This window comes from Nonomuraea sp. NPDC003804, assembly GCF_040610675.1.
In the GTDB taxonomy this organism is placed as follows: domain Bacteria; phylum Actinomycetota; class Actinomycetes; order Streptosporangiales; family Streptosporangiaceae; genus Nonomuraea.
Genome location: NZ_JBEXMT010000039.1, coordinates 21,263 through 42,963, shown reverse-complemented (window position 1 = coordinate 42,963; position 21,701 = coordinate 21,263). Strand labels below are relative to the sequence as shown.

General features: G+C 72.0%; 20 protein-coding genes. 15 read left to right on the top strand and 5 right to left on the bottom strand.

Annotation, left to right across the window (positions count from 1 at the left end):
• The first annotated feature begins 244 nt into the window (after positions 1 to 244).
• A complete protein-coding gene (gene bldC / locus ABZX22_RS38735) occupies positions 245 to 448 on the top strand; it encodes a developmental transcriptional regulator BldC (protein ID WP_013133571.1) in 204 nt (67 codons plus the stop codon).
• Positions 449 to 707: 259 nt separating this feature from the next.
• Here the strand turns inward: bldC and ABZX22_RS38730 are convergent, their stop codons facing one another.
• Positions 708 to 1,361, bottom strand: a complete 654-nt coding sequence (locus tag ABZX22_RS38730; protein ID WP_354919944.1) for a TetR/AcrR family transcriptional regulator — start codon at positions 1,359 to 1,361, stop codon at positions 708 to 710.
• 110 nt (positions 1,362 to 1,471) lie between these two features.
• On the opposite strand from ABZX22_RS38730, the gene ABZX22_RS38725 reads away from it, so the two are divergent.
• The 4 genes from ABZX22_RS38725 (at position 1,472) to ABZX22_RS38710 (ending at position 5,303) form a co-directional block, all read left to right on the top strand.
• Positions 1,472 to 2,512: a LacI family DNA-binding transcriptional regulator gene (locus tag ABZX22_RS38725; protein WP_354919941.1), complete on the top strand. Its 1,041-nt coding sequence runs from the start codon at positions 1,472 to 1,474 to the stop codon at positions 2,510 to 2,512.
• Positions 2,513 to 2,595: 83 nt separating this feature from the next.
• Positions 2,596 to 2,844, top strand: a complete 249-nt coding sequence (locus ABZX22_RS38720) for a hypothetical protein (RefSeq protein ID WP_354919938.1) — start codon at positions 2,596 to 2,598, stop codon at positions 2,842 to 2,844.
• A 28-nt stretch (positions 2,845 to 2,872) separates the two neighbouring features.
• Positions 2,873 to 3,679 (top strand): N-acetylmuramoyl-L-alanine amidase, encoded by an 807-nt coding sequence (locus tag ABZX22_RS38715; RefSeq protein WP_354919935.1) that lies wholly within the window; start codon positions 2,873 to 2,875, stop codon positions 3,677 to 3,679.
• Between the two features lie 13 nt (positions 3,680 to 3,692).
• Complete coding sequence (locus tag ABZX22_RS38710; RefSeq protein WP_354919932.1) at positions 3,693 to 5,303, top strand: beta-N-acetylhexosaminidase; 1,611 nt, start codon at positions 3,693 to 3,695, stop codon at positions 5,301 to 5,303.
• Between the two features lie 74 nt (positions 5,304 to 5,377).
• On the opposite strand, the gene ABZX22_RS38705 is transcribed toward ABZX22_RS38710, so the two are convergent.
• From ABZX22_RS38705 to ABZX22_RS38695, 3 genes are all read right to left on the bottom strand, one after another.
• On the bottom strand, positions 5,378 to 7,081 hold the full coding sequence (locus ABZX22_RS38705) for an AMP-binding protein (protein WP_354919929.1): 1,704 nt from the start codon (positions 7,079 to 7,081) through the stop codon (positions 5,378 to 5,380).
• Positions 7,082 to 7,203: 122 nt separating this feature from the next.
• Positions 7,204 to 8,256, bottom strand: a complete 1,053-nt coding sequence (locus ABZX22_RS38700; RefSeq protein ID WP_354919926.1) for a quinone-dependent dihydroorotate dehydrogenase — start codon at positions 8,254 to 8,256, stop codon at positions 7,204 to 7,206.
• 10 nt (positions 8,257 to 8,266) lie between these two features.
• On the bottom strand, positions 8,267 to 8,935 hold the full coding sequence (locus ABZX22_RS38695) for a response regulator transcription factor (RefSeq protein ID WP_354919923.1): 669 nt from the start codon (positions 8,933 to 8,935) through the stop codon (positions 8,267 to 8,269).
• A gap of 18 nt (positions 8,936 to 8,953) precedes the next feature.
• Here ABZX22_RS38695 and ABZX22_RS38690 point away from each other — a divergent pair, with 18 nt between their 5' ends.
• The gene (locus ABZX22_RS38690) at positions 8,954 to 9,337 is read left to right on the top strand and encodes a tautomerase family protein (protein WP_354919921.1); all 384 of its coding nucleotides are present in this window, start codon (positions 8,954 to 8,956) and stop codon (positions 9,335 to 9,337) included.
• On the opposite strand, the gene ABZX22_RS38685 is transcribed toward ABZX22_RS38690, so the two are convergent.
• Complete coding sequence (locus tag ABZX22_RS38685; protein ID WP_354919918.1) at positions 9,248 to 10,162, bottom strand: DMT family transporter; 915 nt, start codon at positions 10,160 to 10,162, stop codon at positions 9,248 to 9,250. The two genes, ABZX22_RS38690 and ABZX22_RS38685, sit on opposite strands and share 90 nt — an antisense overlap.
• A gap of 73 nt (positions 10,163 to 10,235) precedes the next feature.
• On the opposite strand from ABZX22_RS38685, the gene ABZX22_RS38680 reads away from it, so the two are divergent.
• From ABZX22_RS38680 to ABZX22_RS38640, 9 genes are all read left to right on the top strand, one after another.
• On the top strand, positions 10,236 to 11,141 hold the full coding sequence (locus tag ABZX22_RS38680; RefSeq protein ID WP_354919915.1) for a LysR family transcriptional regulator: 906 nt from the start codon (positions 10,236 to 10,238) through the stop codon (positions 11,139 to 11,141).
• Positions 11,142 to 11,280: 139 nt separating this feature from the next.
• A complete protein-coding gene (locus tag ABZX22_RS38675) occupies positions 11,281 to 13,059 on the top strand; it encodes a translation factor GTPase family protein (protein WP_354919912.1) in 1,779 nt (592 codons plus the stop codon).
• A 470-nt stretch (positions 13,060 to 13,529) separates the two neighbouring features.
• Positions 13,530 to 14,765 (top strand): sugar transferase, encoded by a 1,236-nt coding sequence (locus ABZX22_RS38670; protein WP_354919909.1) that lies wholly within the window; start codon positions 13,530 to 13,532, stop codon positions 14,763 to 14,765.
• Between the two features lie 12 nt (positions 14,766 to 14,777).
• Positions 14,778 to 16,031: an O-antigen ligase family protein gene (locus tag ABZX22_RS38665; RefSeq protein WP_354919906.1), complete on the top strand. Its 1,254-nt coding sequence runs from the start codon at positions 14,778 to 14,780 to the stop codon at positions 16,029 to 16,031.
• Positions 16,028 to 17,521 carry a lipid II flippase MurJ gene (locus tag ABZX22_RS38660; RefSeq protein WP_354919903.1) on the top strand — a complete coding sequence of 498 codons (1,494 nt, stop codon included), beginning with the start codon at positions 16,028 to 16,030 and terminating at the stop codon, positions 17,519 to 17,521. The genes ABZX22_RS38665 and ABZX22_RS38660 overlap by 4 nt, the downstream gene beginning before the upstream one ends.
• 5 nt (positions 17,522 to 17,526) lie before the next feature.
• Complete coding sequence (locus tag ABZX22_RS38655) at positions 17,527 to 18,219, top strand: polysaccharide deacetylase family protein (protein ID WP_354920062.1); 693 nt, start codon at positions 17,527 to 17,529, stop codon at positions 18,217 to 18,219.
• On the top strand, positions 18,216 to 19,310 hold the full coding sequence (locus ABZX22_RS38650; protein ID WP_354919900.1) for a glycosyltransferase: 1,095 nt from the start codon (positions 18,216 to 18,218) through the stop codon (positions 19,308 to 19,310). The genes ABZX22_RS38655 and ABZX22_RS38650 overlap by 4 nt, the downstream gene beginning before the upstream one ends.
• A 2-nt stretch (positions 19,311 to 19,312) precedes the next feature.
• Positions 19,313 to 19,906 (top strand): hypothetical protein, encoded by a 594-nt coding sequence (locus ABZX22_RS38645; RefSeq protein ID WP_354919897.1) that lies wholly within the window; start codon positions 19,313 to 19,315, stop codon positions 19,904 to 19,906.
• Entirely contained in the window at positions 19,903 to 21,498 is a 1,596-nt protein-coding gene (locus ABZX22_RS38640; RefSeq protein ID WP_354919896.1) for a glycosyltransferase, read from the top strand. Before ABZX22_RS38645 ends, ABZX22_RS38640 begins: the two co-directional genes overlap by 4 nt.
• Positions 21,499 to 21,701: the final 203 nt, after the last annotated feature.

Here is a 21,701-nt window from a genome sequence, read left to right as displayed (position 1 = left end):
GTTTTCACTGCGATACCACGAAACGTGTCGCTAGAATCACCGAGCGTGACATCCCCACAGGGGCGGGCAGTTGGGTCAAAGAAGGGCTCGCCAATCGCTCTACGTGGCGGTATGGTCACTTCGGGTGATGCCGCATATGGTCCAGAAAAGCCGCACGCACTGGGCCATAGAGGGACATCCGTGACACGCGCAGAAGCAGTCGCAGGATCGCTGAGCCGGTCCACACGGAGGAGAGGCCGCACAAATGTCAGCTCGTACACCCGAGGCCGAGCCACTGCTCACGCCCGCCGAGGTCGCGACCATGTTCAGGGTCGACCCCAAGACCGTCACGCGGTGGGCCAAGGCGGGTAAGTTGACGTCGATTCGCACCCTGGGGGGACACCGGCGTTACCGGGAGACCGAGGTTCGCGCCCTGCTCGCGGGCATCCCGCAGCAGCGTTCGGAGTGAGTCCGGGGTCGTCACGATCCTCAGGGGGGTTCACGGTGGGCCTGGGTCCACGGCCCGGTCCACCCGCGTGACGACGTCAGGTCCCCAGCGCGTCGGGGGACGCAAACGGGAGTTGGCGCCGCCCGCCCGGCGCCATTCTTCCACCCCACTCAACGGCGGGAAGCGTGCGCGAGGTCCACCACCTGGTACGGTCCCCCACGGCCTGTCGGCCACGGTGGATGCGACCCGCCATGAATCAGACCAGGAATCAGGCCAGGAATCAGGCCAGGTCGAGCAGCAACCGCTCGACGCCCTGGTCGTAGACGGCGGCCACGCCGAGCAGCGCCACCATGTGGTCGACGAGCATCTTCTCGAGCGTGGCACGGTCGATGTCGCGATGCTCGAGCCAGTCGAGGCCCGCGGTCTCCACGGAGGCGATCCACGAGCGCACGGTCGTGCGCAGTACCGGGCTCGGCTCGTCGACCCGCATCTGCTTCTGGATCATCAGGAACAGCCGCTGCCGTACGCCGTCGACGATCTCGCCGACCTCGCCCGCGCGGTTGGCGGGCCCGCCGCGCAGCAGCGCCGCGAACCCCGCGGCGTGCTCCTCGACGAAGTCGAAGTAGCGCCGCAGCCCGAGGGCCAGCTGCTCCAGCGGCCTGCCGCCGTCCTGCGGCCGCAGGCGCGACTCCAGCTGCTCGGCCGCGCTCCTGAGCGCGGCCACGTAGAGCTCCTGCTTGCCGCCGAAGTAGTGGTAGACGAGGGCACGCGAGGCACCCGCGGCCGAGGCGACGTCGTCGATCGAGACGTCCTCGGCATCATGCTTGCTGAACAGCTCCAGGGCGGCCGCCATGAGCTCTTCGCGGCGCCGGTCCACGCTCAGTCTGCGCCGCGCAGGACGGGTGCCGCTGCCTGCGGATTTCCCGGGTGTCACACCTGCACACTAGCGGAGCCGATGCCCAATAACGCTCGGGCCCGTACCCTGCCGCGTCCTCGATCGTTTGGTGAGACAGGTGCCCATCCAACGCATCGCGGGGGAGACACATGTCAGGACCGCCAGTCAACACAACCGTCGTCGGGGCAGTGGACACGCTGCCCCGCCCTAGACCCACCATCCGGAATGTCGCCGAACGTGCCGGCGTCTCCAAATCGCTGGTGTCGCTCGTGCTTCGCGGATCTCCGCACGTCAGCGAGCATCGCCGGCAAGCCGTACTGCAGGCCGCTCGTGAGCTCGGCTACCGCCCCAACGCCGTGGCGCGCAGTCTCGTCGAGGGCCGCACGCACCTCGTCGGCGCGCTCGTCGCCGACCTGCACAACCCTTTCTACGCCGAGTTCCTGGACGGCCTGCAGGAAAGCCTGCACGGCGACGGTCTCAGGATGCTGATCGGCAACAGCCAGTGGGACCCGGCCTTCGAGGACGAAGCCGTTGAAGCGTTCCTCGAACTGAGGGTGGACGGACTGGTGCTGCTCGGCATCGCTCCGACCAGCGAAACCCTCATCGAGGCGACCTCCTACACTCCCACGGTCGTCGTAGGGGAACGTGACATCGAGCTCGACAACGTCGACATCGTGGTCGACGACGACCAGCTCGGCGCCCGCCTGGCCATCGACCACCTGGTCGAGCTCGGCCACAAGCGGATCGCGCACATCGAGGGCACGCGCTCGTCACGCTGCGAGGGCTACCTGGTCGCGATGCGGCGCCACGCGCTGGCGCCGTACATCATGGTCGAGCACGGTGAAAGCACCGAGGAGGGCGGCAGGCGCACCGCACGCGCGCTGCTGACCCGCGATCCCCGGCCCACCGCCATCTTCGCCGCCAACGACGTCGTCGCGCTCGGCGTGCTGTCGGCGGCCAGCGAGCTCGGGCTGCGCGTGCCCGAGGACCTGTCCGTGGTCGGTTACGACAACACCCACCTGTCGGCCGTCCACCACATCTCACTCACCTCCGTCGACCAGCCCAGGCGAACCATGGGCCGATCGGCGGCCGCACTGCTCAGCGACCGGATCCAGGATCCCGGTAAGGTCGCCAGGCTGCGTCAGGTCACACCGGAGCTGATCGTACGGCGGAGCACAGGCCCCGCCTAAAGATTGGTCAAACACCGGGGCGCCCTCCCGCCTCGGTTGTTAACTCGGACGGGTCACTGCTGTATCTGACCCGGGGGACAGTCATGCGTGATCCAGAACTTGTGTCATGCGCCCAGCGCGCGGCGGCCGAGCTCGAGCGCGCCTGGGCGCACTGGCGCGCGGAACGCGGGCGGGGAACGGACGGCGGGGCCGAGTCGGTGGCCAGTTACGTGGCCCACTCCCTCGACCATCCATGGGGCCGCCCACGCGTCGTCCTGGGCCTCGACGCCGAGGACGCGAGGGAACTCGCCGCCCTGCTGCAGCGGCAGGAAGTCGGCGAACACGTCTGGTGACCTCGCGGCGTCACGTATTTTGGAGCGCATGCGTGTTCTAGCCGCTTCCACTCTCGCCCTTCTCGGCCTGTCCGCCGCCGCCTGCGGCAGCGACGCCGGCGGTGAGAGAGTCGCCGCGCCCGTGGAGACCCGACCGGCCGCCGCTGCCGCCGCCGCGGCGGTGGCCGTCCGCGACAAGCCGCTCGACGGCAAGGTCATCGTGGTCGACCCGGGCCACAACGGGGGCAACGCCAAGCACCCGAAAGCCATCAACCGCCAGGTCAACGTCCTGACCCAGTGGAAGCCCTGCGACACCACGGGCACCGCCACCAACAACGGCTACAGCGAGGCCGCCTTCGCCTGGGACGTCTCCCAGCGCCTGGTGAAGATCCTCGAAGAGCGGGGCGCCACCGTGAAGCTGACCCGCAAGAACAACACGAGCGTCGGGCCCTGCATCACCGAACGGGCCGCCATCGGCAACAAGGCCGAGGCGGACGCGGCCATCTCGGTGCACGCCGACGGCTCCGCCCCGGCCAACCACGGCTTCCACGTCATCATGCCCAAGAAGATCAACGGCCCCGTCGACCCAGTCGTCGACGACTCGCGCCGGCTCGGCCTCGCGGTTCGTGACGCGTTCAAGAAGGAGACGGGCCTGCCGTACTCCACCTACATCGGGGCGAAGGCGCTCAGCTTCCGCAACGACCTCGGCGGGCTCAACCTGTCGACGGTCCCGAAGATCTTCATCGAGTCCGGCAACATGCGCAACGCGGGCGAGGCCGCCAAGTTCCAGGACCCCGCGTTCCGGCAGCAGATCGCGCAGGGACTGGCGAACGGTTTGCAAAACTATTTGAAGTGACATCATCTGCGGCATGAACACGCTGCTGCCTCGCCCGACTGTTCTGTCCGCGCTGTCCGGCTCCTACGAGCTCACCGTAGGGGCCACCGTTTCGGGGCCCGCCGACCTGGCCGACGCCGTACGGCGGGCGCTGCCGATCCTCGACCTGCGCCCCGGTGACACGGGCGCTATCGACGTCAGGCTGGACCCCGCGCTCGGCGATGAGGCCTACCGCCTGGTCGTCGGCTCCCGCGGCGTCGAGATCACCGCGGGCGGCAGGGCAGGCGCGTTCTACGCGGCGCAGTCGCTGCACCAGCTGCTTCCCGACGCGACCTACCGCAGTGCCGTACCGGCCGCGGCGTGGGTGGTGCCGGGCGTGCGCATCGAGGACTCCCCCGCCCACAGCTGGCGCGGGCTGCACCTGGACGTGGCGCGGCACTTCCTGCCCAAGCGGGAGGTCCTGCGGGCGATCGACCTGATGGCCGTGCACAAGCTCAACCGGCTCCACCTGCACCTGGTCGACGACCAGGGCTGGCGGGTGGAGAGCAGGGCCTACCCGCGCCTGCAGGAGGTCGCCTCCCACCGGGCGCGCACCGCCACCAACTACTTCCGCGACGAGTCGACCTACGACGGGATCCCGCACGGCGGCTACTACACGCTCGACGACCTGGCCGAGATCGCGCAGTACGCCAGGGAGCGCCAGATCGTGGTGGTCCCCGAGATCGACGTGCCCGGCCACGCGAGCGCCATCCTGGCCGCCTACCCGGCGCTGGGGGCGACGGGCGAGCCGTTCGAGGTGCTCGACCGGTGGGGCATCTCCCCCGCCATCCTGTCGCCGCTGCCGGCGACCGTCGACTTCCTCACCACGATCTTCGACGAGCTGCTGGATGCGCTGGGCGAGACGCCGTACGTGCACGTCGGCGGCGACGAGTGCGTGCTCGACGACTGGGAAGCCTCGGCGGAGATCAGCGCCTACCGGGAGTCGCTCGGGCTCGCCGACGTGGGCGCGCTGCACGCCTGGTTCCTGCGGCGGCTGGCCGACGTGCTGGCCGAGCGCGGCGCGCGGGCGGTGGTGTGGGACGAGGCGTTCGTCAGCGGCACGCTCCGCCAGGACACGCTGGTCATGCCGTGGCGCGGCATGGGCGTGGGCCGCAGGGCCGCCGCCGCCGGGCACTCGGTGATCGCGACCCCCGTCTTCCCGCTGTACTTCGACTACGCCGAGGCCTCGTCCTGCGACGAGCCCATGGCCATCGGCGACACGATCACGGTGACGGACGTCGCCTCCTTCGAGCCCGCGCCGTCCTCGTGGGCGCCGGAGGAGCGGGAGCGGGTGGTCGGCCTGCAGGGACAGCTGTGGAGCGAGCGCATCCCCGACGCCCGGATCCTCGACTACCGGGCGTGGCCGCGGACGTGCGCGCTGGCCGAGGTGGCGTGGAGCGGGGAGGCGGGCTCCGACTTCATGGCACGGCTGGAGCGGCACCTGGGGCGGCTCGACGCGCTCGGCGTGGAGTACCGGCCGCTGTCGGGGCCGCGCCCGTGGCAGAAGGGGCGCCCGCACCGGCCCGCGACGGTGCAGGTGGCGTCGGCGATGGAGCGCCTGGACGAGAAGACGCAGTCGGCCACCTCGACCCGGCCCAGCATCTGAGGGCAAGCTCGCTCGGGGGGCCTCCCGGCCCCCTCACCTCCCCGGTGACCACCATGCCACCGCGGCGCCGAGCGTCACGAGCGCAGTTCGGGGAACTGGTCGTCCCGCCACTCGGGCAGAGCGCTCTGGCCCTGCGCGGCCTGCTCCTCCCGGCCGCGCAGCTCCACCCGCCGGATCTTCCCCGACACCGTCTTCGGCAGCTCGAAGAACTCCAGCCGGCGCACCCGCTGGTACGGCGGCAGCTTCTCCCTGGCGTGGCGCAGGATCGCCAGCGCGGTCTCCCTGCCGGGCTCCCAGCCGGGCGCCAGCGCCACGTACGCCTTGGGCACCGCCAGCCGTACCTCGTCGGGGGACGGCACGACGGCCGCCTCCGCCACGGCCGGGTGCTCGATGAGCACGCTCTCCAGCTCGAACGGCGAGATCTTGTAGTCGGAGGCCTTGAACACGTCGTCGGTGCGGCCGACGTAGAAGATGTAGCCGTCGGCGTCGCGGGCGGCCACGTCACCGGTGTGGTAGTAGCCGCCGGCCATGGCCTCGGCGTGGCGCCGCTCGTCGCCCTGGTAGCCGGTCATGAGCGAGACCGGCCTGCGGCTCAGGTCGATGCAGATCTCGCCCTCGTCGGCGGGCTCGCCCGTGATGGGATCGACCAGCACCACCGGCACGCCCGGCGCGGACAGCCCCATGGAGCCGGGTTTGACCGGCATGCCGGGAATGTTGCCGACCGACAGCGTGGTCTCGGTCTGCCCGAAGCCGTCGCGCAGGGTCAGGCCCCAGTGGTGCTGGACCTGTTCGATCACCTCGGGGTTCAGCGGCTCGCCGGCCGACACCGCCTCGCGCAGCCGCCCGGGACCGCCCGACAGGTCGGCCTTGATCAGCATCCGCCAGACGGTGGGCGGCGCGCAGAACGTCGTCACCTCGGCCCGCCGGATCTGGTCGAGCAGGGCGGCGGGGTCGAACCTGCCGTAGTTGTAGACGAAGATCGTCGCCTGGGCGATCCACGGCGCGAAGAAGCAGCTCCACGCGTGCTTCGCCCAGCCGGGCGAGCTGATGTTCAGGTGGACGTCGCCGGGTCGCAGGCCGATCCAGTAGGTCGTCGACAGGTGCCCGACGGGGTAGGAGACCTGGGTGTGCTCGACCAGCTTGGGCTTGCTGGTGGTGCCCGAGGTGAAGTACAGCAGCAGCGGGTCCGCGGGCGCGGTGCCGGGGTGCTTCGCCGGAGGGACGGGAGCGGCGTAGGCGTCGCGATAGGCGGCCCAGCCCTCCGGGGCGTCACCCACGCAGATCCTGGTGTAGTCGCCCTTCACCTCGTCGAACTTGGCGGTGTCGGCGGCGTTGGCGACGACGTAGCGGGCCCCGCCCCTGTCGATGCGGTCCGACAGGTCCGACGGGCCCAGCGCGGTGGTGGCCGGCAGGATGACCGCGCCCAGCTTCATCACCGCCAGCATCGACTCCCACAGCTCGACCTGGTTGTTGAGCATGAGCATCACCCGGTCGCCCCGCGAGACGCCCTGCCCGGCGAGGAAGGCGGCGACCTGGTCCGACCGCCGCGCCATCTCGTCGTAGGTGTAGCGGGCCTCGGAGCCGTCCTCCTCCACCACCCACAGCGCCGTCTGGTCGTTGCCGCGGGCGATCGCGTCGAACCAGTCGACCGCCCAGTTGAAGGTCGCCTCGAACCGCGGCCAGGCGAACTGCTCGACCGCTTCGGCGTGCCGCCCGACCAGGTTCAGCAGCAGGTCGCGGGCCGTGCGATAGATCTCGGTGTTGCTGGTCGCGCCCATGGCGGCAACTCCTCTCGCTGGTTGCCACAAGCTACGACAGCAGTATCCGTCGCGGCACCCCCGAAAGGGGGAGACCGCACCGCCGCCGGCGTGCCCGTCCGGGGCTCGTCGGGGCGCGCGGGTCAGCGGGCCGTACGGCCGATCAGCTGGGGGACCGTGGTGCGGTGGCGGCGCAGGCGGCGCGAGAGCTGCCGGTGGATGCGCGAGGCCCACAGCGGCCCGCCGTAGATCATCCCCGTGTAGCCCTGCACCAGCGTGGCCCCGGCGAGCAGCCGTTCCCACACGTCGTCGACGTCCTCGACACCGCCCACGGACACCAGCGTCAGGCGGTCGCCCACGCGCGCCCGCAGCCGGCGCAGCACCTCGAGCGAGCGCCCCTTGAGCGGCCGTCCCGACAGCCCGCCGGTCTCCCCGCCGTGCTGGATGGTGGTGTTCGTCGCGATGATCCCGTCGAGCCCCAGCTCCAGCGCGAGGTCGGCGACCGCGTCGACGTCGGCGTCGGCCAGGTCAGGCGCGATCTTCACCAGCAGCGGCGTACGGCGCGGCGTGGCGTCGGCGACCTCCTTGACCGCCACGAGCAGCGGCCGCAACAGCTCCACGGCCTGCAGGTTGCGCAGCCCCGGCGTGTTGGGCGAGCTGACGTTCACGACGAGGTAGTCGGCCAGCGGCGCGAGCTCCTTGGCGCCGGCGACGTAGTCGGCCGCCGCCTCGGACTCCGGCACGACCTTGGTCTTGCCGATGTTGACCCCGACCACGACAGGCACGCCCCTGGTACGGCGGAGCCTGCGGGCCGCCGCGTGGGCGCCCGCGTTGTTGAACCCCATCCGGTTGATCACGGCGTGCTTCCCGAGATCGCGGAACAGGCGCGGCCGCGGGTTGCCGGGCTGGGCGTGGGCGGTGATCGTGCCGACCTCGACGTGGCCGAAGCCGAACGCCGACAGCGCCTCGGCGCAGGCCGCGTCCTTGTCGAACCCGGCGGCGAGCCCGAGCGGCCCGGGGAAGTGCACGCCGAAGGCCGTCACGCGCAGCGCGGGATCGCTGGGTGCGAGAAGCCGGTGGAGCAGCCGCTTCAGCAGCGGCAACGTGGAGAGCAGCGCGAGCGCTCTGACGGTCGCGTGGTGCACGGCCTCGGCGTCGAACCGCCGCAAGACCTGCGTGAACAGGAGTCGGTACATCAAGGCCAGGCTATCGGTCCCCGGTGACCCCGATCACGAGGCCCGCCTCGTAGGCGACGATCGCCGCCTGCACCCTGTTGCGGACCTCCAGCCGGGTGAGGATCGTGCTGACGTAGGCCTTGACGGTGCCCTCGACGATGAACAGCCGCCTGGCGATCTCCGCGTTGGACAGCCCCTCGCCGACCAGGGCGAGCACTTCCTTCTCCCGCTCGGTGAGCACGTCGATCCGGTCGCGGGCGTGGGCGCCGCGCCCCATCCTGCCGCCGCTGATCTGGGTGATGACCCGGTGGGCGACCTTGGGCGACAGGTAGGCGGCGCCGCCTGCGACGGCGTGGACGCCCGCGATGAGCTCGCGCGGATCACCCGCCTTGAGCAGGAAGCCGCTGGCGCCGACGTCGAGCGCCTTGGCGATGTAGTCGTCCTCGCCGAAGGTGGTGAGCATGATGACCGCCGTGGCGGGGGCCACCCGGCGGATCTCGGCCGCGGCGGCGAGGCCGTCGAGCTTCGGCATGCGGATGTCGAGCAGGGCGACGTCGGGCCGGTGACTGATCGCGAGGTCGACGGCCTGCCTGCCGTCGCCCGCCTCCGCGACGACCTGGAAGGCGGGGTCCACGCTGAGGATCGCGCCGACCCCAGCCCTGATCATGGCCTCGTCATCGGCGAGGAGGATACGTACCACTTTTGTATAGTGCCCGACATGGCGCAGGTGAAGGTCTTCGGACGGCGAGATGTGTGGGCGGGGCGGCAGCGGGAGGTCTCCGACCTGCTGCACGCGTGCGTCACGAAGGCGTGGGGGCTGCCGGAGGACAAGAGGTTCCACCGTTTCCTGCTGCTCGACGCCGACGACCTGATCTGCCCGCAGCGCGGCGACGGCTACCTCATCGTGGAGATCGTCTGTTTCACCGGGCGCAGCGACGAGGCCAAGCGGGCGCTGATCCGCGAGGTGTTCGCGAAGGCTCCGGCCCTCGGGATCACGACCGACGACATCGAGCTAACGATCATCGAGATGCCCGCTGTGAACTGGGGTATCAGGGGCGTGCCTGCCGACGAGCTGGCGTTGCCGTACAAAGTCGAGGTCTAGCCGCAGCACCAGCACCGCGGTCAGGACGGCGACGCCGCCCGCGAGCTGGCCCGGCGTGAGGGTCTCGCCGTACACGAGGGACGTGGACAGCATCGTGACCACCGGCTCCGCGCACGACAGGATCGCCGCGGTGGGCGCGCCGAGCATCCGCACGCCCACGAACAGGGTCGCCATGGCCAGCACGGTGGACACCAGGCCGAGCAGACCGGTCCACAGCCAGCCCTCGGCGGTCGCCGGCACCTGGAAGCCGCCGGCGAAGCCCAGCGTGATGGCGGCGGCCGTGCAGACGATGGCCGACAGCAGGTAGACGTCGACGTCGGCGGGCAGGCCGTCGGCGACGGTGAGGTAGAGGGAGTAGGCGACGGCCGCGCCGAGCGCGAGCAGCACGCCGGTGGTCCCGCCCTCGGCCACCCCGCCGAGGCCGAGCAGCAGCACCAGGCCCACGGCCGAGCAGGCGAGCGCGGCGAGCTTGCGCCGGTCGAGCGACTCCCTGCGCAGCGCCACGGCCAGGGCGGTGACCAGGGCGGGGAAGGTGTAGAGGAGCAGCGCGGCCAGCGAGGCGTCGATCCTGGCGACCGCGCCGAAGTAGCACAGCGCCTGGACGGCGTAGCCGACGGCGCCGAGCCCCACCGCGGTGGCGATCACCTTTCTCGTCGGAAGCGCGGGCCTGCGCCAGGCGCAGATGGCCCACAGCACGACGGCGGCGATGACGAACCTGCCGGTCAGCAGCTCCGTCACGCTCGCGCCGGACTGGTAGGCCTCCTTGGCGAAGGTCGGCGACAGGCCGAACGCCGCGGCGGAGATCAGGCACCACAGCACTCCCATGCCCGGCAACCTAGGCAGCCGTGAGCCATCGAGGTAGCCTTGCTTTCCTTTGGAATCCGCAGGAATTACCTCTATGACGACGTTGCACCAGCTGCGCTGTTTCCTCGCCGCCTTCGAGCACGGCTCGTTCACCGCCGCCGCCGCGGCGCTCGGCTACGCCCAGCCGTCCATCTCCGAGCAGGTGCGCCTGCTGGAGCAGCACCTCGACGTGTCGCTCTTCCTGCGTGTGGGCAGGGGCGTCGTGCCGACCGAGGCCGCGCTCGCGCTCCGCCCGCACGCGCTGGCCGCCATCGCGGCGGTGGACGAGGCGCGCAGGGCGGTGGCCGCGGTCCGCGAGATGCTGACAGGCACGGTACGGCTGGGCCTGTTCGGCACGGCCCGCTTCTACCTGGGTGCCGATCTGGTCGCCGACGTCCTCGAACGGCATCCCGGCGTGCGCGTCGAGCTGATCGGGCAGAACTCGGCCGAGGTGCTCGACCACGTCCGCAGGGGCAGGCTGGAGGCGGCGGTCGCGACTGTGCCGGTCGCCGACGAGGGGCTGTCGGTGACGCCGGTGCTGCGTGACGAGCTGGTCTTCGTCAGCACCGAGCTCTCGGGCCCCGTCACGCCCGAGCAGCTGGCCGCCCGCCCGCTCGTGCTTCCGAACATCAGCTGGCGGGAGGAGGACACCACCCGCCGCACGCTCACCAGCACCCTTCAGGCGGCGGGGCAGGTGCTGCGGCCCCGGGTGGAGGTGGAGGATCCCGAGATGGCGCTGGAGATCGCCGCGCGCGGCCTGGCGGCGACGGTGACGTGGCGAGGGGTCCTGCACCGGCTGGCCGACCGGCTGCCCGGCAACCTGCGGTGGGCGCCGCTCGACCCGCCGCTGCACGACACGTTCGCGATCGTGCACGGGCCCGCGCTCTCCCCCGCCACCCGCATGGTGCTGGAGCTGGCGTCGGCGCGCATGCGCGCGCTCGAGGCCCAGGTACGCAGGTGACCGCGGAAAAACCGGTCGACTCGACGGGCCGCGTGGCGGCACGATAGGAGGCCCACGAACCTCAGGGAGGACCAGATGCGGCAGAGCCTCGCGGCACCCCAGCGTCCTGTCCTTCTTCCTGTCGAGGTTCCACGCATCCATGACCACCCTGAACATCGGCGTGCTCGCGCACGTCGACGCGGGTAAGACCAGCCTCACCGAACGACTTCTCTTCGACGCGGGCGCCATCGACCGGCTCGGCAGCGTCGACGGCGGAGACACCCAGACCGACAGCGGGGCGATCGAACGCCGCCGCGGCATCACCATCCGCTCGGCCGTCGCCTCCTTCACGATCGGCGGTCTGCGGGTCAACCTCATCGACACCCCCGGCCACGCCGACTTCGTCGCCGAGGTCGAGCGGGCGCTCGGCGTCCTCGACGGCGCCATCCTGGTGATCTCGGCGGTCGAGGGCATCCAGGCGCAGACCAAGGTCCTGCTGAAGACCCTGAAGAAGATGCGCCTGCCCACGCTCCTGTTCGTCAACAAGATCGACAGGAGGGGGGCGCTCCAGCGCGACATCCTCGCCGGGCTGCCCGTCATCGCCATGAACCGGGTACGGCAGGGCCGCGTCGTCCCCGTCCCGATCGACGCCGAAGCCCTGGCCGACCACGACGACGCGCTGCTGGAGGCGCTCGTGGAAGGCCGGGTGCCGAGCCACGACGAGCTGCTCAAGACGCTGGCCGTACGGACGGCCGGCTGCCAGATCCACCCGGTCTTCCACGGGTCGGCGGTCGGCGGGCAGGGCGTGGCCGAGCTGCTCGGCGGCATCCGCGACCTGCTTCCGGTGCCCGCGCCGAGGGAGGAGGGGCTGTCGGGCACGATCTTCGCGGTGGAGCGCGACCAGGCCGGGCGGAAGGTCGCCTATCTGCGGCTGTTCTCCGGCGAGGTGCGCCCGCGGCAGAAGCTGGCCGGGGGCCAGATCACCGCGCTGCGCGTGGTCGGCGCGGCCGAGGAGCCGACGCTGACCGCCGGCAACATCGCCAAGGTCTGGGGGCTGCACCGGGCCCGTGTCGGGGACCGGCTGTCCGACGAGGGCGGCGAGACCTCCGCGTTCGCGCCGCCGGGCCTGGAGACCGTCGTGCGGGCGGTCGACCCGGCCGACTCCGCGCGCCTGCACTCCGCGCTGCTCTGGATGGCCGAGCAGGACCCGCTCATCAGCACCCGCGTCCTGCCCGGCGGCGGCTCGTCGGTGCTGCTCTACGGCGAGGTGCAGAAGGAGGTGCTGGCCGAGCGGCTGCGCGACGAGTTCGGCGTCGAGGCGGTCTTCGCCGACAGCACGCCCGTCTACCTGGAGCGGCCGGTCGGCGTGGGCGCGGACGTGGCCGACATCGACGACCACGCCGTGCACCACTTCTGGGCCACCGTGGGTCTGCGCGTCGAGCCGGGCCAGGGCTTCACGTTCCGGCGCGAGGTGGAGCTGGGCGCGCTCCCGCCCAGCTTCGACCAGGCGATCGAGGACACCGTCCGCGCCACCCTCCGCGAGGGCCGGTACGGCTGGCCGGTCGTCGACTGCACGGTCACGCTGACCAGATCCGGCTACGCGTCGCCGGTCAGCACCGCGGGCGACTTCCGCGGCCTGACGCCGGTCGTGCTGCGGTCGGCGCTGGCCCGCGCGGGCACGAGGGTCTTCGAGCCGTGCCATGCCTTCGAGGTGGAGATCCCGTCCGCCGCGCTCGGTCAGGTCGTCGCCAGGCTGGCCGCGCTGGGCGCCGAGCTGGCCGACACCTCTCCCACGCTTGTCACGGGGTCGCTGCCCGCCCGTTCGGTCAACGAGGTCAAGAGGCAGCTGCCGGCGCTGACCGGGGGCACGGGCGTGTGGTGGTCGCGCCCGTCGGGCGATCGTCCGGTGCCGGGCCGGATTCCGCCGACACGGCGGTAGACACGCCATCGGCTCCCAATAACGGTGATTTCCCCGATCGCGGCCGGCGCCTACCGGCCGCGATCGGCATTCGCGGGACCATAAACGAGTAACTGGTATTTCCCGCGCCAACTCACTGTCAATGAAATCTTGCCTGCCAATCTTCCGTTTCCCCTGCACGGTGCCGGAAACGATGATTGCCGGAGGGCTACGATCAAGGCCTTTGTTGCGGCATTTCTCGCGCAATGCGGAGGCAAATATCGGCACCTCGCCAAGAGCAAAGACAAGAGACCCGCAAGAGCCGCCGGTGATCCTTGACTGGATTAGTCGGGCAATTCACGCATGCCCGACTTAAGGTGATTTATTCCGGAGAAATGATGGCTGTACCTGTTAGGGATGACCGCCATGCCAGCGAACGGGCGGGGCACCGACGGTCGAGACGCTGGGCGGCAGTCCAACCTCTCGGCCTGGTCGGCATGGACCTGGCGTGCATGACCGTCACCTCGCTGGCGGCCGGCCAGGGGGCCGCGCGAGTCGCCCTCGCAGGAGCGCTGGTGGTGGCGGTGAACGCGGCGGGCCGCGGCTACGAGCCGCGGATCCTGCCGTCGAGCCTCGACCGGGGGTTCTGGCTGGCCGGCTCCGGGCTGGCCGCGTCGCTCGCCGCCTTCTGGGGAAGTACGTCGTTGACGGTGGTCGCCCTGGCCTGCCTGCTCTTCACCTTCCTGGCCTTCTGTGGCAGATGCGTCTTCCATTCCGTGGTGCGGGGCGCCCGCCGGCGCGGCGTCACCACACCCACCGTGATCGTGGGCGCCGACCGGCACGGGCAGCGCCTGGCCGTCACCCTGCTCGGCCATCCCGAGTACGGCCTGCTGCCGATCGGCTTCATCAACGACGGCGAGGAATCCGAGCTGCGGCTGCCGGTGCTCGGCAAGCCGGGCGACCTGCGCGAGATCCTGCGCGACCACGGGGTGCGCGCCGTCGTCATCGCGGGCCAGGACGACCAGGCGACCGCCAGGACGGCCAGGTCGCTCGGGTGCGCGGTCTACTTCGCGCCGGAGCCCGGCGACGTCCTCGTCGACTTCGTCCCGCTGCGCGAGCACGTGCGGAGCTTCACCCTCCTGCGCATGCGTCCCGCCCCCCAGGCCCGGGTGACCTGGCCGCTCAAGAGGGTGCTGGACATCGCGGCCGCCATGGTCGGCCTGCTGATCAGCGCACCGATCCTGGCCGTGTGCGCGGCGGTGGTGCGCTGGGAGATCGGCCCCGGCGTGCTGTTCAGGCAGCGCAGGGTCGGCTACGGCGGCGAGCCGATCGAGCTGATCAAACTGCGCACGCTCAAGCCCGTGGACGCCCACGAGTCGGCGACCCGCTGGAGCATCGCGCACGACCACCGGCTCGGCCCCGTGGGCAAGGCGCTGCGCAAGACCTCCCTCGACGAGCTGCCCCAGCTGTGGAACGTGCTCAAGGGAGACATGAGCATCGTCGGCCCGCGGCCCGAGCGCCCGTTCTTCGTCGACCAGTTCTCCAACTCGACGCCGCGCTACCACCTGCGTCACCGGGTGCCCGTGGGGATCACCGGCTGGGCGCAGATCCACGGCCTGCGCGGCGACACCTCTATCGAGGACCGGGCCCGCTTCGACAACCACTACATCGACGACTGGTCTCTCAGAACCGACTTCAAGATCATGCTCAGGACCGCGTGGTCCCTGCTTCGCCCTGGTGGCAGTTAGGAAATGCGCGTCGTGTTCACCCGCCTCCGGCGTCCCCTCACCCTGGTCCGCAGGCCGAGCGTCCTCGCGGCCCTGACCGTCCTGCTGACCTGCCTTCCCGACGGGCGGGCCGACCAGGCCGCCGCCGCGCACGTGACGGCGGCGGACATCGCGTCGGTAGGGCTGATCCTCGTGGCCGCGGCGTGCCTGGCGGCGCGCCGCGCGACGCTGCCGGGACGCGCGCTGGTGCTCGTGCCCGTCGTCCTCGCGGCGACGATCGCGACGCTGGCCTCACCCGACATGTTCACCAGCCTGCCGGGACACCTGAGGCACATCCAGATCTTCGTGCTGATCCCGCTGGCGGTCGTGGTGACGCTGCGCGACAGGGTCGACGCCTGGCTGGTGGGCGGCGCGCTGGTGGCCGCCGCCGCCGTCCAGGGGATCATCGGCTGCTACCAGACGCTCACCGGGACGGGCGCGTCCTACGGGGGCGAGCGCGTGCGGGCCGTGGGCACGTTCGGCGCCCTCGACGTCATGGGGATGGCGACGGTGGTCAGCTACGGCGCGATCGTCCTGCTCGGCGCGGGGCTGACCCTGCGGGGCAGGCCCAGGGGCGCCGCGCTGGCCGGCGCGGCGCTGCTGGCCGTACCGCTGGTGCTGTCGCTGAGCCGCGGCGCCTGGCTGGCGATGGCGTGCGCCGGGCTGGTCATGCTCGTCATGTACGGCACGCGGACCGCGGCCCGCGTGATCATGGTGACCGCCGCGGCAGGGGTCCTGCTCGTCTTCGGCGTCGGCGTGGGCGCCGACACGATCGGCCAGCGCATCACGTCGCTGACCTCGTCGGTCACCCAACCCGACCAGTCGGTCAACGATCGCTACGATTTGTGGCGGACGGCCGCGGGCATGTGGCGGGACCACCCGGTGACCGGCGTGGGCCCGCGCAGGTTCGCCGCGCTGCGCGACAGCTACGCGCCCGCCAGCCTGTCGTCGAGCAGCGACACCGACGACCCCGTGCACGGTTTCCAGCGCCAGCCCCTGCTGTCGCCGCACAACATGTACCTGCTGGTGCTCAGCGAGCAGGGCGTGCTGGGGCTCGTCGCCTTCACGCTCATGCTCGCGGCGCTCCTGCTGTGGGCGGTCACGCGCGCCGGGCTCGTCGTCGCCGGGCTGCTCACCTGGGTGAGCGTCGACTTCGCCTACTCCGACATCGGTGGCCTGCCGACTCTCGTCACGGCCGTGGTGCTGGGCGTCGGGCTCTCGTGGGCCGCGGGCGGGTGGGCGCGATGACGTCCACCGGCGCGCCTGGACTGAAGGCGGCCAGCCTCACCGCGGTGCTGGTCGGGCTGGGGTTCCTGCTGGGGTTCGGCCGCGATCTGCTCATGGCCAGGACCTTCGGCGCCGACTCGGGCACTGACGCCTTCCTCGTCGCGTGGATGGTGCCGGAGACCGCGGCGCCGCTGCTGATCGAGGGCGCCATGGCGTTCCTGATGGTGCCGCTGTTCAGCAGGGCGGCGGAGCTGGACGACGACGTCAGGCACCTGATCTCGGCGACGCTGCCGCACATGGGCGTCGCGCTGCTGGCGCTGAGCCTGGTGACGGCGGCGGGGGCGCCCTGGCTGGTCGGCCTGCTCGCTCCGGGCATCGCGGACCCCGCGCTCGCGGTCGGCTGCATGCGGTTCACCTCGGTCACGATCCTCATGTTCGGGCTGGCGGGATACGCGAGCGCCGCCCTGCGCGCCAACAACGTGTTCGGGCCGCCCGCCACGGTCACCGTGGCCTACAACGTGGGCATCGTCGCCTGCGTGTGGTGCTTCCACGACCTCGGAGTGTCCGCCGCGGCGGTGGGAGTGGCGATCGGGGGGCTGGGCATGGTGCTGGTCCAGGCGCCCTCGTTCGTCCGCAGGCTCGGCCTGCCGCGCCGGCCCGCGGCCAGGATGCTGCTGCCGCTCGGCGCGTTCGTCCCCGTCGCGGCCTTCACCCTGGAGCGTCAGGGGCAGGTGTTCGTCGAGCGGTTCGTCGGATCGTCGCTCGCCGAAGGGTCCATCTCGCACCTCAACTACGCGCAGAAGATCGCCCAGGTGCCGATGATGCTCTCGCTCGTCGTCGCCACGGTGAGCTTCCCGCACCTCGTCCGCGCCATCACGGCGGGCGACGTCGCCGCCGCCCGGCGGCGCCTGACCGACGACCTGCTGGCCGCCGCCGCGATCGTGCTGCTGGCCACCGCCGTGCTGGTGGTGTGCGCGCCCGACATCGTGCGGCTGCTGCTGCAGCACGGCGCCTTCACCGACGCCGACACCGCGGCGACCGCAGAGATCATGCGGATCTACGCGCTCGGCCTGCTCGGCCAGGCCGTGGTCGGCGTCGTCTGCAGGGTGTTCTTCTGCGGCTCGCGCCCGAGCTGGTTCCCCGCGATGGCGATGATCGCGGGCCTGGCCGCCACGATCGCGCTGGCCACGCCGTCGGCGGAGGCGGCCGACATCGCGGCGGCCAACGCGGCGGGCATCACGCTCACGGCGGTGATCCTGCTGGCCGGCCTGCGCGGCCCCGCCGTCGGCATGCCGGTGCGGGAGATCGCCGGGCCCGCCGTCCGCCTGCTCGTCGCCGCCGCCGTCACCGCCGCCGCCGGGTGGGGCACGCGTTCGCTGCTGGAAGGACTGCCGTCGGCGGCCGCGCTCGTGCTCGCCGTGCTCGCGATGGCGGTGACGTTCTGCGCCGTGACAGCACTCACGAGAACTGAGGAGATCAACAGGATGATCAGGATTCGAGGTCGTTCGTGACCGCCATGCCGCTCGTGCTCATGTACCACTCGGTGACGAAGTACGACAGCGACCCGCTGCTCGTCACCGTCTCACCCGACCGGTTCGCCGCCCAGATGCGCTGGCTGGCCGGCCGCGGCCTGCGCGGGGTCGCGATGCGCGACCTGCTCGCCGCCCGGCGACCGGGTACGGCACGCCGCCTGGTCGGGCTGACCTTCGACGACGGCTACGCGGACTTCGCCGGCGAGGTCGTCCCCGTCCTCCTCCAGCACGGTTTCACCGCCACCGTCTTCCCTGTCACGGGTGAGCTCGGCGGCCACAACGCCTGGGACGCCGGATACCCGCGCAAGCCGCTCATGGACGCCGACGACGTGCGCAGGATGGCGGACCTCGGCATGGAGGTCGGCTCGCACTCCGTGGGGCACCGCTCGCTGCCCACCCTGTCCGACGACGAGCTCGCGCACGAGCTGGTGGCGAGCAAGGAGCGGCTGGAGGACATCACCGGCACCGAGGTGACCGGCTTCTGCTACCCGTACGGCCACGTCGGCGCCCGCGAGGTGGCCGCCGTCCGCGACGCGGGCTACGGCTACGCGTGCGCCATCTGGCGGTCCGAGGTCACCGGCGTCCACGCGTTGCCGCGCACCTACATCGGCGATCGTGACGGAGCGCTGCGGCTGCACGCCAAGCGGCTGCGACACCGGATGCGGTGGGGGTCGTGAAGGTCCTGCACGTCATCACCGGGCTCGCGGCGGGCGGCGCCGAACAGCAACTGCGGACGCTGCTGCCGTACATGAGCGCGCGGTGCGAGGTCGCCGTGCTGACGGGGCTCGGCGTGGTGGCCGAGGCCATCAGCGCGAGCGGCGTCCCGGTCCACCAGCTCGGCATGCGCGGCAACCGCGATCTGCGGGCGGTCGGCCGGCTGGCCAGGCTGATGCGGGCGGGCCGGTTCGAGGTGGTCCACGCGCACCTGTACCGGGCCTGCGTGTACGGCAGGCTGGCCGCGCGCCTGGCCAACGTCCCCGCGATCGTGGCGACCGAGCACTCGATCGGGGACGAGCGGATCGAGGGCCGGCGCATCACCATGCCGATCAGGCAGCTCTACCTGGCCAGCGAGCTTCTCGGCCACGCCACCGTGGCGGTGTCCCCTTCGGTGGCCGAACGGCTGGCCACGTGGGGGATCCCGCGCTCGCGCATCGTGGTGATCGCCAACGGCGTCGACGCCGACGCGTTCCGCTACGACCCGCGGCTGCGGGAGCGGACCAGGGCCCGACTCGGGCTGCCCCAGGACGCCTTCGTGGTCGGCGGGGTGGGCCGTCTGGAGCCGGGCAAGCGCTTCGACCTGCTCATCGAAGCCATGAAGGGCCTGGAGGACGCGTTCCTCCTGCTGGTCGGAACGGGATCGGTGCGGCGGCGGCTCGAGGATCTGGCCCGCGCGCTCGGGGTCGAGCGCCGCGTGGTCTTCGCCGGTGAGTCGGCCGACATGCGGGCCGTGCTGTCGGCGATGGATGTGCTGGCCGCGCCCTCGCAGGAGGAGACGTTCGGCCTGGCCGTGGTCGAGGCGCTGGCCGCGGGGCTGCCCGTCCTGTACGACACCTGCCCCGCCATCGACGACCTGCCCCCCGACGCCGCGCCCGGAGCGCGGCGTGTCCCGGGGGGCGGGCTGGGCGCCGAGATCAGGACGCTGGCCGCGACGCGGCCCGCCCGGCTGGCGCCTCCAGGAGCCGTCCGGCTCTACGACATCCGACATCAGGTCGCCCAACTGGAAGCGCTCTACCGGCGCCTGCTGGGCGCCGCCGCCGACAAGGAGTAGCGATGACATCGAAGCGGGCTCAGGTGACGCAGTGGCTGGCGCGGTTGTGGCTGCCGCTGTCGCTGCTGTTCGGTGTGCTGGGGGGGCTGTTCTACTCGCTGGCCAAGGAACCCGTCTACACCTCCGACGCCTACGTCGTGGTGGTGTCGGAAGGCGACATGGCGCAGGCGGTGCACTTCGCCCAGGCCTACACCAGGATCGCCGTCCAGCCCTTCATCATCGGCAACGAGCAGGCGGGCGGGACGCTGAGCGCGACGGCCTCGCCCGACGCGCCCATCATCAGGCTCACCGCGCAGGCCGCGACCGCGCTCGACGCGGCCGCGCGGGCCGACCAGGCCGCCTCGGCGCTGATCCTCTACGCCAACGGGCACGCCGCCGACACCAGGGTGCGGCTGACCAGCTTCGCCACCGCCTCGGTCGCCACCTCGCCGTCGTCGCCCGTGCTGCTGGTCAACCTCAGCGTCGGCGGCGCGGCGGCGGCACTCGTCACCGGCCTGCTCTACCTGGCGGCGCCGTACGTGCGTCCCAGGAGCAGGCGGGAGCCGGACGCCGCCCCTGACGAGAAGGCTCCCGCGATGAGTGGAGCCGAGGCGTGAAGGGCGCCGCGTCCACGAGCCCGCGCGTGCTGCACGTGACGCAGCCCGTCGACGGCGGCGTGGGCGCGTACGTGGCCGCGGCGGCGGCCGACCAGGTACGGCGCGGCTGGCAGGTCGCGGTCGCATGTCCTGGGACGGGACCGCTGCGCGGACGGCTGGCCGAGCTGGGCGTGCCCTGGCTCGACTGGCCCGCCGGACGGGACCCCGGCCCGCGCGACCTGGTGGCGATCCGCCGGCTGCGCCGGCTGGTCGACGCGTTCGCGCCCGACGCGGTCCACCTGCACTCGTCGAAGGCGGGGCTGGCCGGCAGGGCGGCGATCCGCGGCCGGATCCCCACGCTCTTCCAGCCGCACGGCTGGTCATGGCTGGCCGGCCGGGGTCTGGTGGCCAGGGCGGCGCTGGCGTGGGAGCGCCGCGCCGCCCGCTGGACCGGTCTGACGGTCTGCGTGGGCGAGGGAGAGGCGGCGCTCGCGCGCCGGCACGGCGTCGGCGGCGACCAGGTCGTCGTGCGCAACGGCGTCGACCTGCGCCGGTTCCGCCCGGCGGGCAAGGAGGAACGGGCGACGGCGCGGGAGCGCCACGGCATCCTCTGGTCGGCGCCGCTGGCCGTGTGCGTCGGCAGGATCACCCGCCAGAAGGGGCAGGACCTGCTGCTGTCGGCATGGGAGCGGGTCGTCGAGGAGTGCCCGCAGGCCAGGCTCGTGCTCGTCGGCGACGGCGACCTGCACGACGAGCTGCGCGCGCTGGACGTCCCCGGGGTCTGCTTCGTCGGCGACGTGGCCGACGTCCGCCCCTGGTACGTCGCCGCCGACGTGGTGGTCCTGCCGTCGCGCTGGGAAGGCTTGCCGCTGACCGCCCTCGAGGCCATGGCCACGGGGCGGTCGCTGGTCTGCTACGACGTGCCGGGCCTGGCCGAGCTGGTCGGCGACGGCGTGGGCGCCGCCGTGCCGGCGGAGGACGTCGCGGCCCTGGCCGAGGCCCTGCTGCTCAGGCTGTCGCAGCCGGGCCTCGCGGCGGCCGAGGGGCTGGCCGCCGCGGCGCGCTCCGCGGCCTTCGACGCCGCCGTCGCCTTCGGCGAGCTCGCCCAGCACACGCTGCGGACGGCGAACGGCGGGTGGGCAGGCACCGGCGGCGTGGGCGGCGGCGCGGGCATCGGCCGCGGGACCGGGCTGGCGGGGACCTCGTCCGGTGCGCCGGGGGCCTGCGCGACGGGCAGCACCGGCGAGGGCGTGACCGGGGCCGGGATGACCGGGGTCGGCGCCAGAGGGGTCGGTACGGCCGGGTCCCGCGTGGCCGGGGCCGTGACGACCGGGCCTGTGGTGACCGGCTCCGTGGGCTCGGGCCCCGTCGTGGCCGGTCCCGTGACCGGCTCCGCCGTGGAGGACGGCGCCGTGCCCGACGTCGGGGCAAGCGTCGGGTCGGGCGTGCCGGGTGCGGTCGCGGACGGGCTCGGCACGGGCGTCGGGATCTCCGGGGTCGGTGTCACCGGAAGCGGGGTAAGCGTCGCGCGGACCTGCGACTGCACCATCGTCCGGAAGAGCTCCGAGGAGTTCGGGTTCGACGAGCACTGCCAGACGCCGTGCGGACAGTAGTCGGTGATCGAGTGATACACGACGTTGTGCGTGGCGATCCAGTCGAGCATCCGGCGCACGAAGCCGGGCCGGTCGCCGTGGTGGAAGAGCCCCCACTCGGGGAACGACATCGGCTTTCCCCGCTCGGCGGCGAAGTCGGCGTGCGCCTGCAGGCCGTACGGCTGCTCGACGTAGTGGGAGAAGGTCTTGCCCGGCTCCATGTC